The sequence below is a fragment of the Acinetobacter sp. YH16031 genome (genome assembly GCF_013417335.1).
In the GTDB taxonomy this organism is placed as follows: domain Bacteria; phylum Pseudomonadota; class Gammaproteobacteria; order Pseudomonadales; family Moraxellaceae; genus Acinetobacter.
In genome coordinates, this window is the sequence record NZ_VPED01000012.1 from 45,728 (window position 1) to 63,719 (window position 17,992).

Annotated in this window: 19 protein-coding genes; 7 read left to right on the plus strand and 12 right to left on the minus strand. The window is 42.3% G+C overall.

Translation table 11 applies throughout. The annotated features are described in order from the left end of the window. Positions 1 to 39: 39 nt before the first annotated feature. The 8 genes from yddG to gatC form a co-directional block, all read right to left on the minus strand. Positions 40 to 975, minus strand: a complete 936-nt coding sequence (gene yddG / locus FTV31_RS07635; protein ID WP_180014042.1) for an aromatic amino acid DMT transporter YddG — start codon at positions 973 to 975, stop codon at positions 40 to 42. Between the two features lie 521 nt (positions 976 to 1,496). Beyond that, positions 1,497 to 2,102 (minus strand): hypothetical protein, encoded by a 606-nt coding sequence (locus FTV31_RS07640; RefSeq protein ID WP_180014044.1) that lies wholly within the window; start codon positions 2,100 to 2,102, stop codon positions 1,497 to 1,499. Beyond that, positions 2,099 to 2,392 (minus strand): nucleotidyltransferase domain-containing protein, encoded by a 294-nt coding sequence (locus FTV31_RS17570; protein ID WP_180014046.1) that lies wholly within the window; start codon positions 2,390 to 2,392, stop codon positions 2,099 to 2,101. The genes FTV31_RS07640 and FTV31_RS17570 overlap by 4 nt, the downstream gene beginning before the upstream one ends. Further along, positions 2,393 to 3,019 carry a hypothetical protein gene (locus FTV31_RS07650; RefSeq protein ID WP_180014048.1) on the minus strand — a complete coding sequence of 209 codons (627 nt, stop codon included), beginning with the start codon at positions 3,017 to 3,019 and terminating at the stop codon, positions 2,393 to 2,395. A 3-nt stretch (positions 3,020 to 3,022) separates the two neighbouring features. After that, positions 3,023 to 3,487 (minus strand): hypothetical protein, encoded by a 465-nt coding sequence (locus FTV31_RS07655; RefSeq protein WP_180014049.1) that lies wholly within the window; start codon positions 3,485 to 3,487, stop codon positions 3,023 to 3,025. Between the two features lie 59 nt (positions 3,488 to 3,546). Further along, positions 3,547 to 5,022, minus strand: coding sequence for an Asp-tRNA(Asn)/Glu-tRNA(Gln) amidotransferase subunit GatB (gene gatB, locus FTV31_RS07660; protein WP_180014051.1), 1,476 nt, complete (start codon positions 5,020 to 5,022; stop codon positions 3,547 to 3,549). Next, positions 5,022 to 6,500 carry an Asp-tRNA(Asn)/Glu-tRNA(Gln) amidotransferase subunit GatA gene (gene gatA / locus FTV31_RS07665; RefSeq protein WP_004783101.1) on the minus strand — a complete coding sequence of 493 codons (1,479 nt, stop codon included), beginning with the start codon at positions 6,498 to 6,500 and terminating at the stop codon, positions 5,022 to 5,024. The genes gatB and gatA overlap by 1 nt, the downstream gene beginning before the upstream one ends. A 52-nt stretch (positions 6,501 to 6,552) precedes the next feature. Then, positions 6,553 to 6,867: an Asp-tRNA(Asn)/Glu-tRNA(Gln) amidotransferase subunit GatC gene (gatC, locus tag FTV31_RS07670; RefSeq protein WP_005234479.1), complete on the minus strand. Its 315-nt coding sequence runs from the start codon at positions 6,865 to 6,867 to the stop codon at positions 6,553 to 6,555. Positions 6,868 to 6,999: 132 nt separating this feature from the next. Between gatC and FTV31_RS07675 the strand changes: the two genes are divergently transcribed. From FTV31_RS07675 to FTV31_RS07700, 6 genes are all read left to right on the plus strand, one after another. Further along, a complete protein-coding gene (locus FTV31_RS07675) occupies positions 7,000 to 8,046 on the plus strand; it encodes a rod shape-determining protein (protein WP_005234480.1) in 1,047 nt (348 codons plus the stop codon). Between the two features lie 16 nt (positions 8,047 to 8,062). Further along, on the plus strand, positions 8,063 to 8,920 hold the full coding sequence (gene mreC, locus FTV31_RS07680; RefSeq protein ID WP_004783097.1) for a rod shape-determining protein MreC: 858 nt from the start codon (positions 8,063 to 8,065) through the stop codon (positions 8,918 to 8,920). After that, complete coding sequence (mreD, locus tag FTV31_RS07685; protein ID WP_004783095.1) at positions 8,907 to 9,398, plus strand: rod shape-determining protein MreD; 492 nt, start codon at positions 8,907 to 8,909, stop codon at positions 9,396 to 9,398. The genes mreC and mreD overlap by 14 nt, the downstream gene beginning before the upstream one ends. Next, entirely contained in the window at positions 9,386 to 9,952 is a 567-nt protein-coding gene (locus tag FTV31_RS07690; protein WP_180002471.1) for a Maf family nucleotide pyrophosphatase, read from the plus strand. The genes mreD and FTV31_RS07690 overlap by 13 nt, the downstream gene beginning before the upstream one ends. Positions 9,953 to 9,991: 39 nt before the next feature. Continuing rightward, on the plus strand, positions 9,992 to 11,446 hold the full coding sequence (gene rng, locus FTV31_RS07695) for a ribonuclease G (protein ID WP_034703386.1): 1,455 nt from the start codon (positions 9,992 to 9,994) through the stop codon (positions 11,444 to 11,446). A 132-nt stretch (positions 11,447 to 11,578) separates the two neighbouring features. Then, a complete protein-coding gene (locus FTV31_RS07700) occupies positions 11,579 to 11,752 on the plus strand; it encodes a PA1571 family protein (protein ID WP_004783090.1) in 174 nt (57 codons plus the stop codon). A gap of 156 nt (positions 11,753 to 11,908) precedes the next feature. Here the strand turns inward: FTV31_RS07700 and FTV31_RS07705 are convergent, their stop codons facing one another. Together FTV31_RS07705 and FTV31_RS07710 are read right to left on the minus strand one after the other, a co-directional pair. Further along, entirely contained in the window at positions 11,909 to 13,291 is a 1,383-nt protein-coding gene (locus FTV31_RS07705) for a wax ester/triacylglycerol synthase family O-acyltransferase (RefSeq protein WP_180014052.1), read from the minus strand. Between the two features lie 172 nt (positions 13,292 to 13,463). Continuing rightward, entirely contained in the window at positions 13,464 to 14,198 is a 735-nt protein-coding gene (locus tag FTV31_RS07710; protein WP_180014054.1) for a phosphoadenylyl-sulfate reductase, read from the minus strand. A gap of 208 nt (positions 14,199 to 14,406) precedes the next feature. On the opposite strand from FTV31_RS07710, the gene thrH reads away from it, so the two are divergent. Then, the gene (gene thrH / locus FTV31_RS07715) at positions 14,407 to 15,024 is read left to right on the plus strand and encodes a bifunctional phosphoserine phosphatase/homoserine phosphotransferase ThrH (protein ID WP_179993412.1); all 618 of its coding nucleotides are present in this window, start codon (positions 14,407 to 14,409) and stop codon (positions 15,022 to 15,024) included. Positions 15,025 to 15,098: 74 nt separating this feature from the next. Here thrH and FTV31_RS07720 read toward each other — a convergent pair whose 3' ends face one another. Continuing rightward, positions 15,099 to 16,316 (minus strand): OmpP1/FadL family transporter, encoded by a 1,218-nt coding sequence (locus FTV31_RS07720; protein ID WP_180014056.1) that lies wholly within the window; start codon positions 16,314 to 16,316, stop codon positions 15,099 to 15,101. A gap of 321 nt (positions 16,317 to 16,637) precedes the next feature. Beyond that, positions 16,638 to 17,966, minus strand: coding sequence for an OmpP1/FadL family transporter (locus FTV31_RS07725; protein WP_180014058.1), 1,329 nt, complete (start codon positions 17,964 to 17,966; stop codon positions 16,638 to 16,640). Between the last annotated feature and the right edge of the window lie 26 nt (positions 17,967 to 17,992).

The window sequence follows — 17,992 nt, forward strand, 5'->3', positions numbered from 1 at the left end:
ATTGCAGATGCAGCCAAACTTAAACCGCAAAAATGTGGTTTAAGTTTTATAGAGCTTGCCTGGAAACAGTCGGTCCCGAATTTCATCCCAGTTGGTCGACAGCCAGCAAATAAATGAACCTAAGGTAACCATCATCGTACCGATCCAAAAGGTGTGGGATAGACTGGTATTCAGTACCCACATCGAAATGATAGACGAAAAGATCGGGCTAAAATATGATAACGCGACCAGCATCGCGATATTGCCCTGGTTAATCCCGATATTCCAGGCTGCATAACCCAAGCCAGTTACGACCGAAACCAGCAACATATACAGCATAATATTCAAGTCAATATTAAGAAGTTGTGGCAGTTGTTCGTGATCTAACAGCAGCGTCTTGCTCCAGAGAACCACACTTACCATCGCGAAAAAGAACACGATCGGGTTATGTCCTTGGCTGTATTTTTTGGTAAATACACAATACATTGACCATAAACTCGCTCCAATAAATGCCAATATGTAACTGGTTGGATTGGCTTGCATGTTATGAATGACGGTTGCTAAATGAATATCGCCGTTACCCGTCTGGATATAAAAAATACCTGCCAGACTAATACTGAGCCCCACCACCACCAAGCTGTGAAATTTTAGTTCATGAAATAAAATCAGCATGGCGATGGTCATACTCGGCCACAGATAATTCACTAAACTAATTTCAATGGCTTGCTGTGCAGTTTGTGCAAGTGCTACGGCATAGGCAAAGCAGATTTCATACACCAGAAATAATGCAGCTGCACTGAGCAGATAGAACTTGGGTATGGTTTTGAGTTTGGGAACGCCAAAAACAGCCAGTAAGAGCAGGGTGCTTAAGCTATACATCATAAGTACAGCCAGATCAGGTCCAATACTAAAACTGATTTTTTTGAGTAATCCCACGATAGATGACCACTGTAAAATGGCACTTAAGCCAATCAGCGTAGCGAGGTTTTTCGACATGGTAAGGGCGGGATGGGAGAATGTGCAGATTGTATTCCTGTTGAGTGATTTTCAATATGGGACAGACACGATTTTATGATCAAATTCAAAAAAATCGTTAACAACAGCTTTATGATTTGAATATCCCGATCATGAGTTTAATGATCCAGAAAATGGGTGTGAAAATTAGCTCGATACCATCGGAAAGATTGGCAAATTTGCTTTCTCTGGCTGTGAGTGTACGTGATTTGATAGATTTATGTCTTCTTGACTGATATGTGCCAATGATAAACACAAGAATGATCAGGATAATACTAAGCAAAATAATATAATTTGGCATGTTTTTATTTTTCTTCGGTTTGTTTTTGATTTTATAGCATGAATTTAACCTTTCTCTAAGCCTCTCTAGTGCTTCATTTTAGAAATACCTCTCCCTAACCCTCTCCTAAAAGGAGAGGGGATTATTCACTATTAAATTAATGCAGTCATGAAATTATTTGATACTCCCTCTCCCTTAGGGAGAGGGTTGGGGTGAGGGAGAATTACAAAAAATCAGGATAAAACTTCTCAAACTCACTATTCACCGCTTCACCACGTAATAAATAGCCTTTAGGTTGGATATAACTATAAATTTCCCGAGTAGGTTGTTCATGCCAACCGATGTTGAAAGCACATAGTTTTGGGAAAAATTGCAGATGGTTATAGTTCAAATGGTTATGAATCCAATAAGCAAGTTGTTTCCAATTGCTTTGGTCTTTCTCATAAAGTTCTAAAATTGATGGAATGACGATATACGTCGTTGCTCCATAACCTTTTGCATCGGGATAGTCCCAAATATGACTGGCAAAATTTTTCTCATTGCTTGCGCAGTTATGTCCTTTTTCATTTCCAAGTTGATTGACACTCGGTGAGCGATAAGCCGAGCGAATGGTGATCCGTCCGAATTTTTCTTGTAATGGTTCGAGCAGTTGCTCACACAGTTGTGTGCCTGTGTAGATGGCTTTTTCAGGATGGTCTGGAAAGTTGGGGACACCGTACCAGTTGGTGATTTCGCTACACATGAAGTCGCGCATAAAGAAGGACTTTGAAAGTAGAACACGTCCTAAGTCTTCGAGTTTGGCGATGGAGGATAATTTTTTGATGGTCATGTTTTGATATTGCGACTTATTTTAGGAAAAATTTGCTGAGCATTGGTTTGACTAATAAAATTAAAATATCCTTCTTCTTCTTGTGTCATAAAATTTAGATCTAAAGGTGTATGTTGAAAATGTCTTGAAAAGACTTCCTTCAATTTTTTTATATCTTCGTACGTTCTATAAACTATAAGAAAATCAAGGTCAGCCCACTTGCTACTCTTCAAGTAGGAGCCGAATAAATAGATATCACAATCAATCTCTAATATTTGAAGTTCATTAATTAAATTTGAAATTTCGAGCACTTATGACTTTGGATTTGCTAAAAATGAAAAAAGAGCAGCCCACAATCCAATTTTTACTTCTTGACCACGGTAGGTGTAGTCTTTCCAATGGGCGTTTGGATTTGCTGCAAGAACAAAGTCAAATGGTGCATAAAGCTCATAAATTTCATTTATTCTTTCTTGTGTAATAGCATATTCATTAATAAATACAAAGGTAATATCTCGACCATCATGACGTTTAACGGAAACTTTTCGGTTGGAAGTGAGTTGATAGCTTTTAACATTAAAATTTGTTCCTAAATTCTTCATGACGTATTCAGAATCTTTGTTAATGAAATTTGGATAAGCAGTTTCTGTATCATTCAACAACCTAAATAAATCACCACCTGTACCAAAACTAATATTATTTTGTTTTAATAATCGAATAGCCTCCTCATCTAGGAAAAAATTTTTCTTATTGCACAGTAAAAAATCAAACTTATAAGTTTTTAAGAGGGTTTGAAGCATTTTGCCCGTTAATTTCTCATTAAAGTTTGAAAGAGATAAAAGTTCAGGTCGATTATCTTTCGTAGTTATTTTAATGAGATTACCTTCTTTATTAACGGTTTCAACATTATCATGAGCTTTTAAGCTGTCTAACCAATTCATAATTTAATCCTTAAATATTGTGACTATATCTTGGGGGAATCTTCTATTGGGTAAATAACCTGATTCATGACACGATTTAAAATCGGTGACATGATCTTCATATTGATGATATAAGTCACGTTCCTCTTGCGTCATTAGCAATAGATTTTCAGAGCATATATCCCTAATTTTTTGATGATTAGGCAACATTATTTCTTTAACTTTTTTTCGCCATTCTTCTGTTGCATTATCCTCTAAATCATAGAAAGCATCATTGTTTTCATGAGGACCATAATCAATAAAGATCTGATAGTTCCGATCCCAGTAAGGTTTAAGCTTTTTATAAAGGCGGCTTCTTTGGGCACTTTTCCTGTTTTTGAATTTTTTGTAACCCCATCCTAAAATAGAAAGAACAATGAGAATTAAACTAACAGTCCAACCACTAAAACCAACATTTTGAAGATGTTCTGAAGATAATATCTTGTCCATAAAAAAACCCCGCATTAAGCGAGGTTTTTATCTCATGAAAACAACTGATTAGTCAATTCTCAACCAATCAATTTCTTCATCAACTCATTCACTTGTGCTGGGTTAGCTTTACCCTTAGACGCTTTCATCACTTGACCAACTAGACCGTTGAAAGCTTTCTCTTTACCAGATTTATACTCTTCAACCATCTTCTCGTTAGCAGCAAGCACTTCCTTAATAATCGCTTCAATCGCGCCTGTATCAGTTTCCTGTTTCAAGCCTTTTTCCGCAATAATCTCGTCCGCAGTTTTGCCTTCTTCCCACATAAAGCCGAACACTTGTTTCGCGATCTTACCGCTGATGGTATTGTCCACAATACGTGCGATCATGCCACCCAGTTTCTCACTCGACACAGGAGAATCAGCAAGGTCTAGGCCAGCTTTGTTTAGAGCACCTGAGAATTCACCCATTACCCAGTTTGCCGCAATCTTACCTTGTGCAGCACCGCCAGCAGCTTTCACCACATCTTCGTAAAACTCTGACATTTCACGAGTCAGTGTCAGTACGTGAGCATCATACTCAGTCACACCGAAGTCAGCCACGAAACGCGCACGACGTGCCGCAGGTAGCTCAGGCATTTGCGCTTTAATCGCTTCGATTTGCGCATCTGGAATCACCACAGGCAACAGATCTGGATCAGGGAAGTAGCGGTAATCGTTCGCTTCTTCCTTAGAACGCATTGAACGGGTTTCCATCTTCACAGGATCGAACAGACGAGTTTCCTGATCAATGGTGCCGTCCCATTCCAGAATTTCCATTTGACGTTCAATTTCAACATTGATCGCTTGTTCAATGAAACGGAATGAGTTCAGGTTTTTCAATTCACAACGTGTACCAAACGGTTGACCCGGACGACGTAAAGACACGTTACAGTCACAACGGAATGAACCTTCTGCCATGTTACCGTCAGAAATACCTAACCAGCGAACCAGCGTATGAATTGCTTTGATGTAGGCAACCGCTTCTTCAACTGAACGCATATCTGGTTCAGATACAATTTCTAGAAGAGGCGTTCCTGCACGGTTTAAGTCGATGCCTGACATACCTTCAAACTGGTCATGGATTGATTTACCCGCATCTTCTTCAAGGTGCGCACGAGTCACGCCAATGCGTTTAACTGTGCCATCTTCAAGCTGGATGTCGATATGACCTAAGCCCACGATCGGGTTATCCATCTGGCTGATCTGGTAGCCTTTTGGAGAATCCGGGTAGAAGTAGTTTTTACGTGCAAATACAGAAGCCTGATCGATATAAGCATCGATCCCCAAACCAAAGCGAATCGCAAGATCAACCACTTCTTTGTTTAATACTGGCAATACGCCCGGCATGGCCAAATCTACAAGGCTCGCCTGAGTGTTTGGATCATTACCAAATTCAGTTGATGAACCAGAGAAGATTTTAGATTTAGTCGCAAGCTGAGTGTGAATCTCGATACCAATAACGACTTCCCAACCGTCAATCAGGTTAGATTTTGGTTTAGCAGCGTTTTTAGCCATTATGCATTCTCCTCAGCAATTGCAGCGCGTTTAGTATGCCAATCTGTTGCTTGTTGATACTGGTGTACCACAGACAACAATTGAGATTCTGACCAGTAGTTACCAATCAACTGTAAGCCAACTGGTAAGTTGTCTTTGTCAAAACCAACAGGCGCGTTAATCGCAGGAAGACCTGCAAGGTTTACCGCGATGGTGTAGATGTCACCTAAGTACATTTCAACCGGAGACAGGTTTGCACCGATACGATATGCAGTAGTCGGTGCAGAAGGCGCAGCGATGACGTCTACAGATTCAAATGCTTTCAAGAAATCTTGTTGAATTAAACGACGTACTTTTTGTGCTTTCACATAATAAGCATCGTAATAACCAGCAGACAGGGCATAAGTACCAATCAGGATACGACGTTGAACTTCAGCACCAAAGCCTTCTGAACGAGAGCGTTTGTAAAGATCTAAAAGATCTTTTGGCTCTTCACAACGGTAGCCATAACGTACGCCGTCATAACGAGACAGGTTAGAAGATGCTTCAGCCGGTGCGATCAGATAGTAAGTTGGAACATAAGCTTCTGTCATGTTGAGATCAATCTCAACCAGAGTTGCACCCATTTCTTCCAGTTTTTTCAGTGATTCTTCAACACGTGCTTTCACGTCTGCATCCAGACCTTCAACATTGAAGTACTGTTTTGGAATACCAATGCGCAGACCTTTTACAGAAGTCCCGTTCAGGTTGGCAACGTAGTCATCAACGTCTTTGTCCATTGAGGTTGAGTCTTTGGCATCATGACCGGCCATCACATTCATCAGGTAAGCACAGTCTTCAGCTGAACGTGCCATTGGGCCGCCTTGGTCCAAAGATGATGCATACGCGATCATACCGAAACGTGATACACGGCCATAAGTCGGTTTCAGACCAGTCAGACCACAAAAAGATGCAGGCTGACGGATTGAACCACCGGTATCCGTACCGGTTGCAAAAGGTGCTAGATCAGCAGCCACAACCGCAGCAGAACCACCTGAAGAACCGCCTGGAACGTGATCTAGTGCCCAAGGGTTTTTGGTCGCGCCAAAATAAGAAGACTCGGAAGTAGAACCCATGGCGAATTCGTCCATGTTCACTTTACCAAGTGTGACTAAGCCCGCAGCTTTACCTTTCGCTACAACGGTCGCGTCGTAAGGAGAGATAAAATTGTCCAGCATTTTAGAACCGGCAGTGGTTTTAATGCCTTGGGTACAGAAAATATCTTTATGTGCAATGGGCACACCAGTCAGGGCGGTGGCGTTGCCTGCTTTGATTGCAGCATCGGCAGCATCAGCTTGAGCCAATGCCTGTTCAGCAGTCACGGTCACATAAGCCTTGACCTGTGCATCAATTTTTTCGATGCGTTTTAAATAGTGTTGAGTCAATTCGCGGGATGAAAATTGAGCATTTGCCAAACCTTCAGTCAGTTCACGAATGGATAAGCGGTGTAAATCTGTCATGAGAAATAATTCTTTACGTTTAATTTAATAAAAAGAATGAACTGGGTAGTAATTACTCAATCACGCGTGGGACGAGATACAAACCGTCCTGTACAGCAGGTGCAACTGCTTGGTATTCCTCACGATGATTGCTTTCCGACACGACATCTTCACGTAAAGGCTGTGGGTGGTCGAAAGGGCTTTTCAGTGGTTCAACACCGTCAGTATCGATGCCTTTCAGGGTTTCCATCATGCCTAAAATTTTATTTAAACTTTGAGCATATTCAGCAGATTGCGTATCATTAAGAGATAACCTTGCGAGGTTGGCAATAGCTGAAACTGTTTCTGCATTTAAATCTGCAGAAGACTGTGCATCCGATGTAGACATAATATTACCTAATCAGTATTAAAAAAATTCAAATTATCATGCGTTATGATAAGCGATTGACTTGTCCAAATCATCACATTTAGTTAAAGTGGCCACCTTGCGTCCATATAAAGTTTAACTGAGAACGTCCCCGTGATTCTAAAACGACTAATAGGCTTGTTTTCGCCAGATCTCGCTATTGATTTAGGTACTGCAAATACACTTATTTATGCGCCAGGACGAGGCATTATATTAAATGAACCGACGGTTGTAGCCATCCGTCACAGTGGTTCACATAAAATTGTTGCTGCCGTAGGTCTTGACGCGAAACAAATGCTTGGTCGTACCCCAGCAAATATTTCTGCAATCCGTCCGATGAAAGACGGCGTGATTGCGGATTTCGAAGTGACCGAAACCATGTTAAATCAGTTCATTGGTAAGGTACACGAAAAACGTTTATTCCCGCCAGCGCCACGCGTGGTGGTTTGCGTGCCATGTAAATCGACACTGGTTGAACGCCGTGCGATCCGTGAAGCAGTTTATAATGCGGGTGCGCGTGAAGTACGTCTGATTGAAGAGCCGATGGCAGCTGCAATTGGTGCAGGCATGCCGGTTGAGCAGGCGTGTGGTTCGATGGTTGTTGATGTGGGCGGCGGTACAACTGAGATTGCAGTCATTTCATTACAGGGCTGTGTATATGCAGACTCGCTGCGTATTGGCGGTGATGTATTTGATGAACAGATCATCAACTACGTACGTAAGGCACATGGTTGCGTGATCGGTGAAACCACAGCTGAAGTGATCAAAAAAGAAGTTGGCATGGCACTTCCAGATGAAGGTGCAAAACCGCTGGAAATTGAAGTCCGTGGCCGTAACTTGGCTGAAGGTGTGCCTCGCGCGATTGTGGTGAACTCAGATGAAGTCACTCAAGCGATCTCTGATCCACTACAAAACATCGTGTCTGCGGTGAAATCTGCATTGGAACAAACACCGCCTGAACTGTCTTCTGACATCGCTGAACGCGGGATCGTGTTGACAGGTGGTGGTGCATTGCTGCGTAACCTGGACAAGCTGCTTGCAAAAGAAACAGGTCTGCCTGTTGTGGTTGCTGAAGATCCACTGTCTTGCGTGACTCGTGGTGGTGGTAAGGTACTCGAATTCTTCGACAATCCAAATCATGACATGTTATTTGTAGGCTAAGACAAGGATTCGGCGGGTGCAAGCACATCTGTTTTCTCGACAACCGCCATCTTTTCGCTCTTTTATCATTGCACTGATAACATGTCTGGTGGTGCTATTCTTTGACTGGCGCATGCCACATGTTGTTCAACCTGCAAGGGATGTCTTGTACGCGGCCTATAATCCCATTTATGCCGTGGCTAGCTATCCGGTACTGTCGCGAGAATGGCTGAATCAACAAACCAAATCTGAAGCACAACTGCGTCGTGAGAACACCGCGATGCGGGCTGAGCTATTGCAGGCGCAAGTTCGCCTACAAAAAATTGCAGAGCTTTCTGCAGAAAATACCCGTTTGCGCGGTCTTTTAGATACCCCTCTGATTCTTGATGGGCGTATGGAAATTGCTGAGGTCATTGGTACCGATGCTGATCCGCTACGCCATATCATCGTGATCAACCGTGGTTCCAATAACAAGCTGAAAGTCGGTCAGACCGTGCTGGATGATATGGGGATTATGGGGCAGATTATTGATGTCTATCCGCATAGTAGCCGGGTCATGCTGCTCTCTGATAAAGAACACTCCTTGTCGGTACGTCTGGAACATACCGGTATGCGAGCCATTGTCTCGGGAACCGGGGATCTGGGACGCCTGAAAATGGAATATGTACCGACCAGCGCCAATATCAAAGTCGGTGAAAAAGTTTACAGTTCAGGCCTGGGACAGCATTTTCCAGCGGGTTATCTGGTGGGAACAGTCTCTAACGTGAAACGGCATAATTCAGGAGAATTTGCCCAGATTGATGTTACTCCAGCGGCACAGTTAGCCGGTGGTCATCATGTCGTCGTGCTGTTCTCTGACTCATTAGCGATGGAGCAACCGCATGTCAATCGCTAAGATGCGACCTAAAACACATCGTGATCCTTTATTTGCTATTGTCATTTCAGTGATTGTGGCTTCCGTTCTCTCAGTCTATCCACTGTCTTACGAGACTTCGGGATGGCGTCCATTATTTATGTTAATGGTCATGCTGTTCTGGGTATTGTGTCAGCCGACCTGGTGCGGGATCTGGTTTGCATTTGCTACCGGGATCTTCATTGATTTACTGCTTGACGCGCCCTTAGGTCTCAATGCACTCAGCTTTATCATCATTGCTTTTGTGGCACGCTTCCTGACCCGTGAGCGCCGTATTCTGACCTTTGCTAATTTATGGGTCATCACGACAATTGCGATTCTGGCACATTTGATGATTATCTTTTTTGCCCAGATTTCGACCGGCGTACAATTCTCATTTGCACGACATTGGATTCCCATGCTGACTAGTGTCATCATATGGCCAGTGCTTTATTACTTTTTGAGAAAATGGCGCATTTAATCCTCGCTTCCAGTTCCCCTCGACGCCGTGAACTTTTGCAGCAACTCGGGCTGAGCTTTGAGATCTGTAGCCCAGATGTAGACGAATCTGTACTGGAAAATGAATCCATTGCAGCCTATGTCGAACGTCTGGCGCAAGTCAAAGCGGAAGCGGTAGCCAAGCTGTATCCGGATGCTATTATTATTGCTGCGGATACCAGTTTAGGTGTGAATAATGAGATTTTGGGGAAACCTGAATCCAAACAGCATGCCTTTGAAATGTGGGAAAAAATTTCAGGAAGATGGCATGATGTGTATACTGGGGTGTGCGTCCGCACAAAAGAAGAAAAATACAGTATAGTAGTCCGTACACAGGTTGAATTTCAGCCACTAAATAGCCATGATATGGAAAGTTACTGGGCAACAGGTGAGCCGCTTGGGAAAGCAGGTGCCTATGCAATACAGGGAATTGCAGCGCGTTATATTCCAAGAATAGAAGGTAGTTATTCTAATGTAGTGGGATTGCCACTATATGAAACAGTACAGTTATTGCAGACGGTTAAGGCACTAAATTAACTGCTGAAAAAGAATTCTTATAATGTTTTGAGTGTTGTTATGTCTGACGAGTTGTTGATTAACGTCACACCGATGGAATGTCGTGTGGCGTTGATTGAAAACGGCACGGTGAATGAACTGTTTGTCGAGCGTACGGCCAAGCGCGGATTGGTCGGGAATATCTATAAAGGAAAAGTGGTCCGGGTCTTGCCGGGCATGCAGGCCGCTTTTGTCGATATTGGCCTGTCCAGAACGGCATTTTTGCATATCAATGACATGGTCTGGCCACGTAGCCAGCCAACGCCGAATGTATTTGAGCTGTTGCAGCCAGGTCTGATTCTTACCGTTCAGGTGATGAAAGATATGCTTGGCACCAAGGGCGCTCGTCTATCTACTGATCTTTCTATTCCTTCACGTTATTTGGTCCTGATGCCATATGGCAATCATATTGGCGTATCGCAGCGGATTGAATCCGAAGATGAACGCAATCGTTTACGCTCGATCATTGAGCGTATTCAGGCAGAACACAAGTTGCCTGGCTCCGTGATTGTCCGTACTGCTGCGGATGGCATTGAAGAAGAGGCGATTGCCCAAGATATGGCTTACTTAGCCAAACTGTGGGAATACATCCAGCGCAAACAAAAAGTTATTGCAGTGCCTTCATTGATCTTTGAAGAGCTGCCTTTGCCACAGCGTGTCATTCGTGACCTGGCCAATGAAGAAACCGAAAAGATCTATATCGATTCACGCGAAATCCACGGCAAGCTGAAAGAGTTTGTGGATGAGTTCGTGCCGAATATGAAAGACCGTTTACTGCATTATCCGGGCGAGCGACCAATTTTCGATTTGTACAATGTCGAAGAAGATCTGCAAAAGGCTTTACAAACCCGTGTCGCACTAAAGTCTGGCGGTTATCTGATGATTGACCAGACTGAAGCCATGACCACCATTGATGTTAATACCGGTTCTTATGTGGGCGGTCGCTCGCTGGAAGATACGGTGTTTAAAACCAATATGGAAGCCACACAGGTCATTGCACGTCAGCTGCGTCTGCGTAATCTGGGCGGTATTATCATCATTGACTTCATTGACATGCAGGAAGCCCAGCACCGTGAAGAAGTGATGAACCAGTTTGTGAAAATGCTGGAACGTGATCATGCCAAAACCAAGATCACCCAGGTGTCTGAACTGGGGCTGGTGGAGATGACGCGTAAGCGTACCCGTGAGTCTTTGGAACACTTGTTATGCGAGTCCTGTCCGACCTGTCAGGGACGTGGATATGTGAAAACAGCAGAATCAGTGTGTTACGAAATCTTTCGGGAAATCCTGCGCTATGCTCGCGCTTATGAATCACAAAGTGGCTTTACTGTGGTTGCCCATCCGGCAGTGATTGATCGGCTGTTGACTGCAGAAGCCCCGGCTGTGGCGGATCTGGAACACTTTATTAATCGTGTAATTAAATTCCAGGTCGAAAATTTATACACGCAAGAGCAATACGATATCATTCTCAGCTGAAATTGTAACAGAATATCGTTAAACACTTGTTACATCTGAAATTTTACAACTCTACTGATATTTACAATACTAGAAACATCAAATTAGCCAAAGCCTTTCTCCCAGTTCTAGGCTTAGCAAAAGGAGTCTATGATGAGTATGAGTAAAGTTGTAATCAATAAAAGCTTGAAACACGTATTAGAACCAAAGGCTGTGCATGCAGGATATATTGTGGATGAACGCGGGAATGAAGTTCAGATTACAGCTTCTATGATTCGCTCTGTTTGCCATCAGTTATTGAAACAATGTCGTACTATTAAAAGTTAATTAAACCAAAATAGATTGCGGTTGTATGAATTTCATTCAAACTGTAAAAAGAATAAAATCAAGGGGCTTAAATTGCCCCTTTATTTTTTACTAAATAATTGGCAAAAGTGCTCACACACTTTTTGCAGTCCATTGCCAGATTTTATTCGTCCGCGGCTAACTGACCGCTTTCAACTTTGGGACGGGTTCACCATCCACAATTCGTTCGAAACGCTGAATTTCTTCTTCAAGATGAGTCAGCAGGTTCTGCATTTTGGGTAGAGCATTACGGCAAGCGGTAAGACCTACTTCAAGCTTGTCCATATAACTGGTCATGGTGATATTCAGTGCTTGTCCATCCAGTACAATCGAAGCCGGATATAAGGCTTCCAAGCGTGCACCATTCCAGTACAGAGGTTCCTGAGGACCAGGGACATTGGAAATGATCACGTTAAATGCCTGACGTTTTGGCATTAAGCCAGATGCAATATTGAATCCTGCAAGACCGTAGACAAAGGCACTATAGTTCAGAATCTGATTAGCATTCATGCGCTTAAAGCGTTCTTTGGCACTGAGTACACTGCGACGTACCGTTTTTAAGCGCTCCAAAGGATCGTCCTTATGCGTGCCTAGATTTGCCAGAATCATGGTAATACGGTTAGAAACATCGGAGTCATCGCTACGTACAGAAGCGGGCACCATCGCAATCAATGGTTTTTTCGGCAAAGCATTTTGTGTGAGTAAATATTCGCGTAAGGCACCGGAACAGATTGCTAGTACAATATCGTTGATCGTCACGCCCAGCGCTTTAGAAATATGACGAAGACGCGAGAACTCAAAAGATTGGGCTGCGAAACGACGTGAGGCACTAACACGCTGATTTAAAATAGAACTTGGTGCCTGAAAGCTGGACACATAATCCGGGTTACGCCCCATATCTTTTAGTACGGTTTGCGATAATTCATAAGCCACTCGTGGTGTACATTCCAGCTGGCCTTTAATCGCCTGTAACACATTCTTCATGCGGCTGACTTTCGGCGCTTTCAGACGTTTTGCTCGTGGGCCTTCTACACACCAAGGTGGCACAATACTTTTCGCATGTGGATCGTGAGAAAGTGATTTTTCTACCAGACGCATGCCTGCAATACCATCTACCATCGCATGGTGAATCTTGAAGTACATGGCAAAACGGTTGCCTTCAATGCCTTCAATAATATGACAGGTCCATAGAGGTTTAGCGCGGTCAATCAGTGCACTGTGTTCTTGGGAAATATAAGTCAGCAGCTCGCGGATACGCCCAGGTTTCGGTAAGGCAATATGACGAAAATGATGATCTAAATCAAACTCTTCATCTTCATCCCAAAATAAACCGTTTAAATAGTTATTAAATGGAGGAATCGGTGAGGATTTGGAATTACGAATATCAGTCACCAGATCCTGGATAAAAGAGGCTGGTGCATTGTCAGGAATTTGAAACAAAAATAACCCGCCTACATGCATAGGCTGCTGCCGTTTCTCTAAAGACAAAAAAATAAAGTCAATCGGATGTAATGGACGCATAGCGTAGATTGCCTCACTGCATTTTCTTCAGCTGCTCATGTATAAGCAACCTTGTTAGAATTATTGGTATCACATTACAAAGTATAGCGATTTTGTCGCATAAAGGTACTGATTTTTCTGTAGCCGATTGGTTCACAAAAAAACCACCCGACGAACGGATGGTTTTTTAAGATTATTTTTTCAAGTTCCCGGCATGCAAGCCACATTCTTTATGGGTGGCTTCTTCCCACCACCAGCGTCCTTCACGTTCATGCTGATTTGGTAGCACAGGACGGGTACAAGGTTCACAGCCAATGGAAATAAAACCTTTTTCATGCAATGAATTGTATGGAATTTCCATCATACGGATATAATTCCACACATCTGCACTAGACCAGTTAGCAAGGGGATTATATTTAATCAGCTGTTTGCCTGGGCCAGAAAAACCTTCATCAGATTGAACCACTGGAATGTCATTACGTGTTCCCGGACTTTGGTCTTTACGCTGACCGGTAATCCAGCCATCTAAAGTTGCCAGTTTTTTGCGTAAAGGTTGCACCTTGCGGATTCCGCAACATTCCTGATGGCCGTCACGGTAGAAACTGAACAGTCCTTTTTCAGTCGTCAGTTGTTGAATCGCATCTGTTTCTGGGAAACAGATCTCGATATCAATATTATAGTGCTGGCGAACTTTTTCAATAAATTGATAAGTCTCAGCATGCAGACGCCCTGTATCCAGGCTAAATACCCGGAAAGGTTTACCTAAATGCGATGCCATATCAATCAGTACAACATCTTCTGCACCAGAAAATGAAATTGCAATTTCGCCTTCCTGGTCGAGAGCAAGCGCTAAAATTTCACTTGGTGATTTATCTGCATATTCAGATGCGAGCGCATCTACCATAGTAATAGTGGGGATTTTGGTCATATGAGTCCTGGCGACATAGGCTTGGAAATGACGTGGCCTATATGAATTTATTTCAGATTTATTCTATTTTAATAGAAATGCCCAAAGCTACTTATCACTAAAAAATAAATACTTATGAAAAAAACAGATTTAAAAAAGAACAGTGCAAAATCTTTTTCTTCAGCTATGATAGGGCAAAATTTTTTCAATACAACTGAGGGGATGCTTCATGGAAGTCGTATGTCTAGATCTAGAGGGCGTTTTGGTTCCAGAAATCTGGATCAATTTTGCTAAAAAAACAGGTATTAAAGAGCTCGAAGCAACGACACGTGATATTCCTGACTATGATGTGTTGATGACCCAGCGTTTGAATATTTTAAAACAGCATGGTTTGGGTCTAAATGATATCCAGGCTGTGATTGCGGATATGGGGCCATTTGAAGGCGCCAAGGAATTTGTAGAATGGGTAAGTACTCATTTTCAGCTGATTATTCTGTCTGACACTTTCTATGAATTTGCTCATCCTCTAATGAAGCAACTAGGCTGGCCAACGATTTTCTGTCATAAGCTGGAAACTGATGAAGAGGGCATGATCACTGCTTATAAACTTCGCCAGCCAGATCAGAAGCGTCAGGCAGTGAAAGCATTACACGGTCTGAATTTCCGTGTGATTGCAGCCGGTGATTCATATAACGATACCACAATGCTGGGTGAAGCAGATCATGGCTTCCTATTTGATGCGCCTGAAAATGTGATTGCTGAATTCCCGCAATTCCCGCCAATTCGTGGTTATGATGCGTTAAAAGAAGCGATTCGTAATGCATCGGTACGTGATATTCCAGCTTAATATTTAAGTGTATATAATAAAAGAAAGGGCGCTTATAGCGCCCTTTCTTGTTGAATACTAATTTTTTAACGCAATTAGAAACGGTAACCGATTTTCATACCATAGCCGATTGCATGGTTGTCTTCAAAATCACCTACAATAGTACCGCCAGTTTGTGCTTGGGCATCGCCTAACCAGAAATATTTTACGCCAGCCTGAATAAAGTAATTCTCAGCAGGGCTATATTGAGCACCTAAGCCTACATTCCAGTAACCTTCAGTCGGACCTAAAGTCGTTACAGGGTTGCCTGCACCTGAGTCATAACCTACAGAAGCTGAACCTGACCATTTATTATTGAATTTGCGACCTACACCGACTGTTGCTGACCATTGATCATTAGAGTAATCGATCAGATTTTGTGCTTTTCCTTTTGCCAAGGCTGACGCTTGAGCGAGTAAAGATGGTGTCACAGCAAATTGGTCCCAATGAACCCAACGAAGATTTGCAAAAGCAATAGTATTTTGAGCGATACCTGACTGTAGATCAATATTTACCGACTGAGGTGTAACCGCCTCAACAGTGCTTTCTCTTTCACCTAAAGTCGCCAATAATGGTTTTGCTGGACTTAAAGGATGACCTGCATCAGGAAGTTGTTGTCCTAAAAGAGCTAAATCAGACTGTTCAGAAGATTTTGCTTTATGCTTAATTTCTGAACGATAGGTAACAGAAGCTTTTAATGCAATTTCAGGAATTTGATAAGCAAATCCAGCAAGCCATCCAAAGGCTTCTTCTTGTTTAAGCTGAATGTTATAGCCACTTAATAAAGAATAAGCACCCCCCCGTAATTTAATATCAGCCTCAACAGTTTGCCACACTGGACCAGCATAGAAATTCCAGTTTTCTGTAGGTTGATAACCAATGAGGGCAGTTAAATTATGTGTGTCAACATCAACTGATGTACCTTCTACACCATTACCAAAAGAACCAGCAGTTTCAGCGTATGTTGCATCTGCTCCAAAAGGTTGATCATAGATCAAGCCTAAAGAAATTTTGTCTGTTGCTTGAACTTTAATTGCAGCAGAGGGGAAATAGTAATCTTCCCCCATGTCGTTAATTTTTTCACCTTCAAAAGCAGATACTTTAGATGTCCCTTTCACAGTTGGATCAAGAACAGAAATTCCTGCTTCTGCATAGTTACCAGGTTGTAAAAAAGCCTGAATAGACTGGCCTGAACGGTCTAAACCGGCAGCGAACACGAGAGAAGTAGGCAGGCTAGAAAGAAGAATAGCGATAGAGATTGGCTTAAGCTTCATGGCTCATCCTTGACAATGTTGCATAAATATTAATAAAAGTTGTGGAAAAGTAACACAAATTTAAAAAGAGTAAATGCTCCACTTCGTCCAAGAAATGAACTATGGCGGTTATAAAAAATGATTGCTTAGAGTATTTATACTATATTTTTTTGATTAACTTAATGAAAATAAACAAATAATAATTTTTATCAAAATATATTAAAAACAAAATTTAGGCAAAATTTGATTGGTGATAAAAGCATCGAATAGTATACGGGTGTATAAAAATATAAATGAGACAATAAAAACCACCCGAAGGTGGTTTTTATTAACTAACAGGAATTAGAAGCGATAGCCCATTTTTAAGCCATAACCTAAAGCATGGTTATCTTCAAATTGTGCCACAGAGTTTCCTGTACCAAACATTGATGCAGGTTGAGCTTTAGCATCACCTAACCAGAAGTACTTCACACCACCAGCGATAAAGTAGTTTGCAGCAGGTGAGAATTGTAGACCTAGGCCAACGTTCCAGTAACCTTCAGTTGGACCTAAAGTTGAAACAGGGTTGCCTGCACCTGAATCCCAACCTACAGAGACATTACCTGCCCATTTTTCATTAAATTTACGGCCTACACCTACAGTAGCTGACCATTGATCATCTGTATAACCCACTAAGTCAAAACCATTTGGATTATCTGGGGTTAAGCCTGCGGCACCTAAAGCTTCTGAAACTGTACCAAACTGTTCAGGACGAATTGAAAAATCTTCCCAGTTTACCCAGCGCACATTAGCAAAAGCGACTGTGTCAGCCATGATACCAGTTTGGAAATCAAGGTTTACAGATTGTGGAGTTGTAATTTTGGTAGTAGTGTTTTCGTTATATACCGCACCTGGTCCAGGAACTAAACCAGTTAAAATTAAGCTTGTACCATATTCATTCGTTGCTGCTTCGTGATCAATTTCAGAGCGATACGTTAAAGATGCTTTTAATGCGATTTCAGGAATTTGGTAAGCTAAACCTGCAATCCAGCCTACTGCAGAATCTTCCTTCATATCTGCATTATATTGGCCTAATGCAATAGTAGAACCGTATGCGGTACCACGTAGTTGAACATTCCCTTTAACGGTCTGGTATACCGCACCACCATATAGATTCCAGTTTTCAGTTGGTTGGAAACCTAATAGGAACGTTAAATTTTCGGTTGTAACTTCTACTTCAGTTGCTTCTTGGCCATCATGGAATAAGCCCTGTCCAGCAAATAATGCAGCTGGAAGCCCCAAGCCTGCTAATGCTGGGTTTGCTCCAGCATCACCAACTGAATAGGCTGCATCAGCACCAAAAGGTTGATCGTATAAAAGACCCACTGATAATTTATCAGCTACTTGAAACTTTAATGCTGCACTTGGGAAGTAATAATCTTCGCCCATGTCTGATAGAGAGGTATTCTCAAGACCAGCTAAAGCTGCAGGAATAGCAGCGTTAGGTGTATAACCTGCATTAGCTTTACCAGATACAGATGGATCTAAAACAGAAATACCTGCTTCAAAATAGTTACCAGGTTGTAGGAAGGCTGCAATAGATTGGCCTGAACGATCTAGTGCTGCTGCAAATGCGCCTGTCATAGGCACAGTTGCAAGAATCATTGCAGTAGTTAATGTTTTTAATTTCATTTACGTCTTTCCTTGAGGTACAAATT

Coding starts and splice junctions, on each gene's coding strand:
- yddG (WP_180014042.1), bottom strand. CDS start 975: ATGTCGAAAAACCTCGCTACGCTGATTGGCTTAAGTGCCATTTTACAG.
- FTV31_RS07640 (WP_180014044.1), bottom strand. CDS start 2,102: ATGACCATCAAAAAATTATCCTCCATCGCCAAACTCGAAGACTTAGGA.
- FTV31_RS07650 (WP_180014048.1), bottom strand. CDS start 3,019: ATGAATTGGTTAGACAGCTTAAAAGCTCATGATAATGTTGAAACCGTT.
- FTV31_RS07655 (WP_180014049.1), bottom strand. CDS start 3,487: ATGGACAAGATATTATCTTCAGAACATCTTCAAAATGTTGGTTTTAGT.
- gatB (WP_180014051.1), bottom strand. CDS start 5,022: ATGGCTAAAAACGCTGCTAAACCAAAATCTAACCTGATTGACGGTTGG.
- gatA (WP_004783101.1), bottom strand. CDS start 6,500: ATGACAGATTTACACCGCTTATCCATTCGTGAACTGACTGAAGGTTTG.
- gatC (WP_005234479.1), bottom strand. CDS start 6,867: ATGTCTACATCGGATGCACAGTCTTCTGCAGATTTAAATGCAGAAACA.
- mreD (WP_004783095.1), top strand. CDS start 8,907: ATGTCAATCGCTAAGATGCGACCTAAAACACATCGTGATCCTTTATTT.
- FTV31_RS07690 (WP_180002471.1), top strand. CDS start 9,386: ATGGCGCATTTAATCCTCGCTTCCAGTTCCCCTCGACGCCGTGAACTT.
- rng (WP_034703386.1), top strand. CDS start 9,992: ATGTCTGACGAGTTGTTGATTAACGTCACACCGATGGAATGTCGTGTG.
- FTV31_RS07700 (WP_004783090.1), top strand. CDS start 11,579: ATGAGTATGAGTAAAGTTGTAATCAATAAAAGCTTGAAACACGTATTA.
- FTV31_RS07705 (WP_180014052.1), bottom strand. CDS start 13,291: ATGCGTCCATTACATCCGATTGACTTTATTTTTTTGTCTTTAGAGAAA.
- FTV31_RS07710 (WP_180014054.1), bottom strand. CDS start 14,198: ATGACCAAAATCCCCACTATTACTATGGTAGATGCGCTCGCATCTGAA.
- thrH (WP_179993412.1), top strand. CDS start 14,407: ATGGAAGTCGTATGTCTAGATCTAGAGGGCGTTTTGGTTCCAGAAATC.
- FTV31_RS07720 (WP_180014056.1), bottom strand. CDS start 16,316: ATGAAGCTTAAGCCAATCTCTATCGCTATTCTTCTTTCTAGCCTGCCT.
- FTV31_RS07725 (WP_180014058.1), bottom strand. CDS start 17,966: ATGAAATTAAAAACATTAACTACTGCAATGATTCTTGCAACTGTGCCT.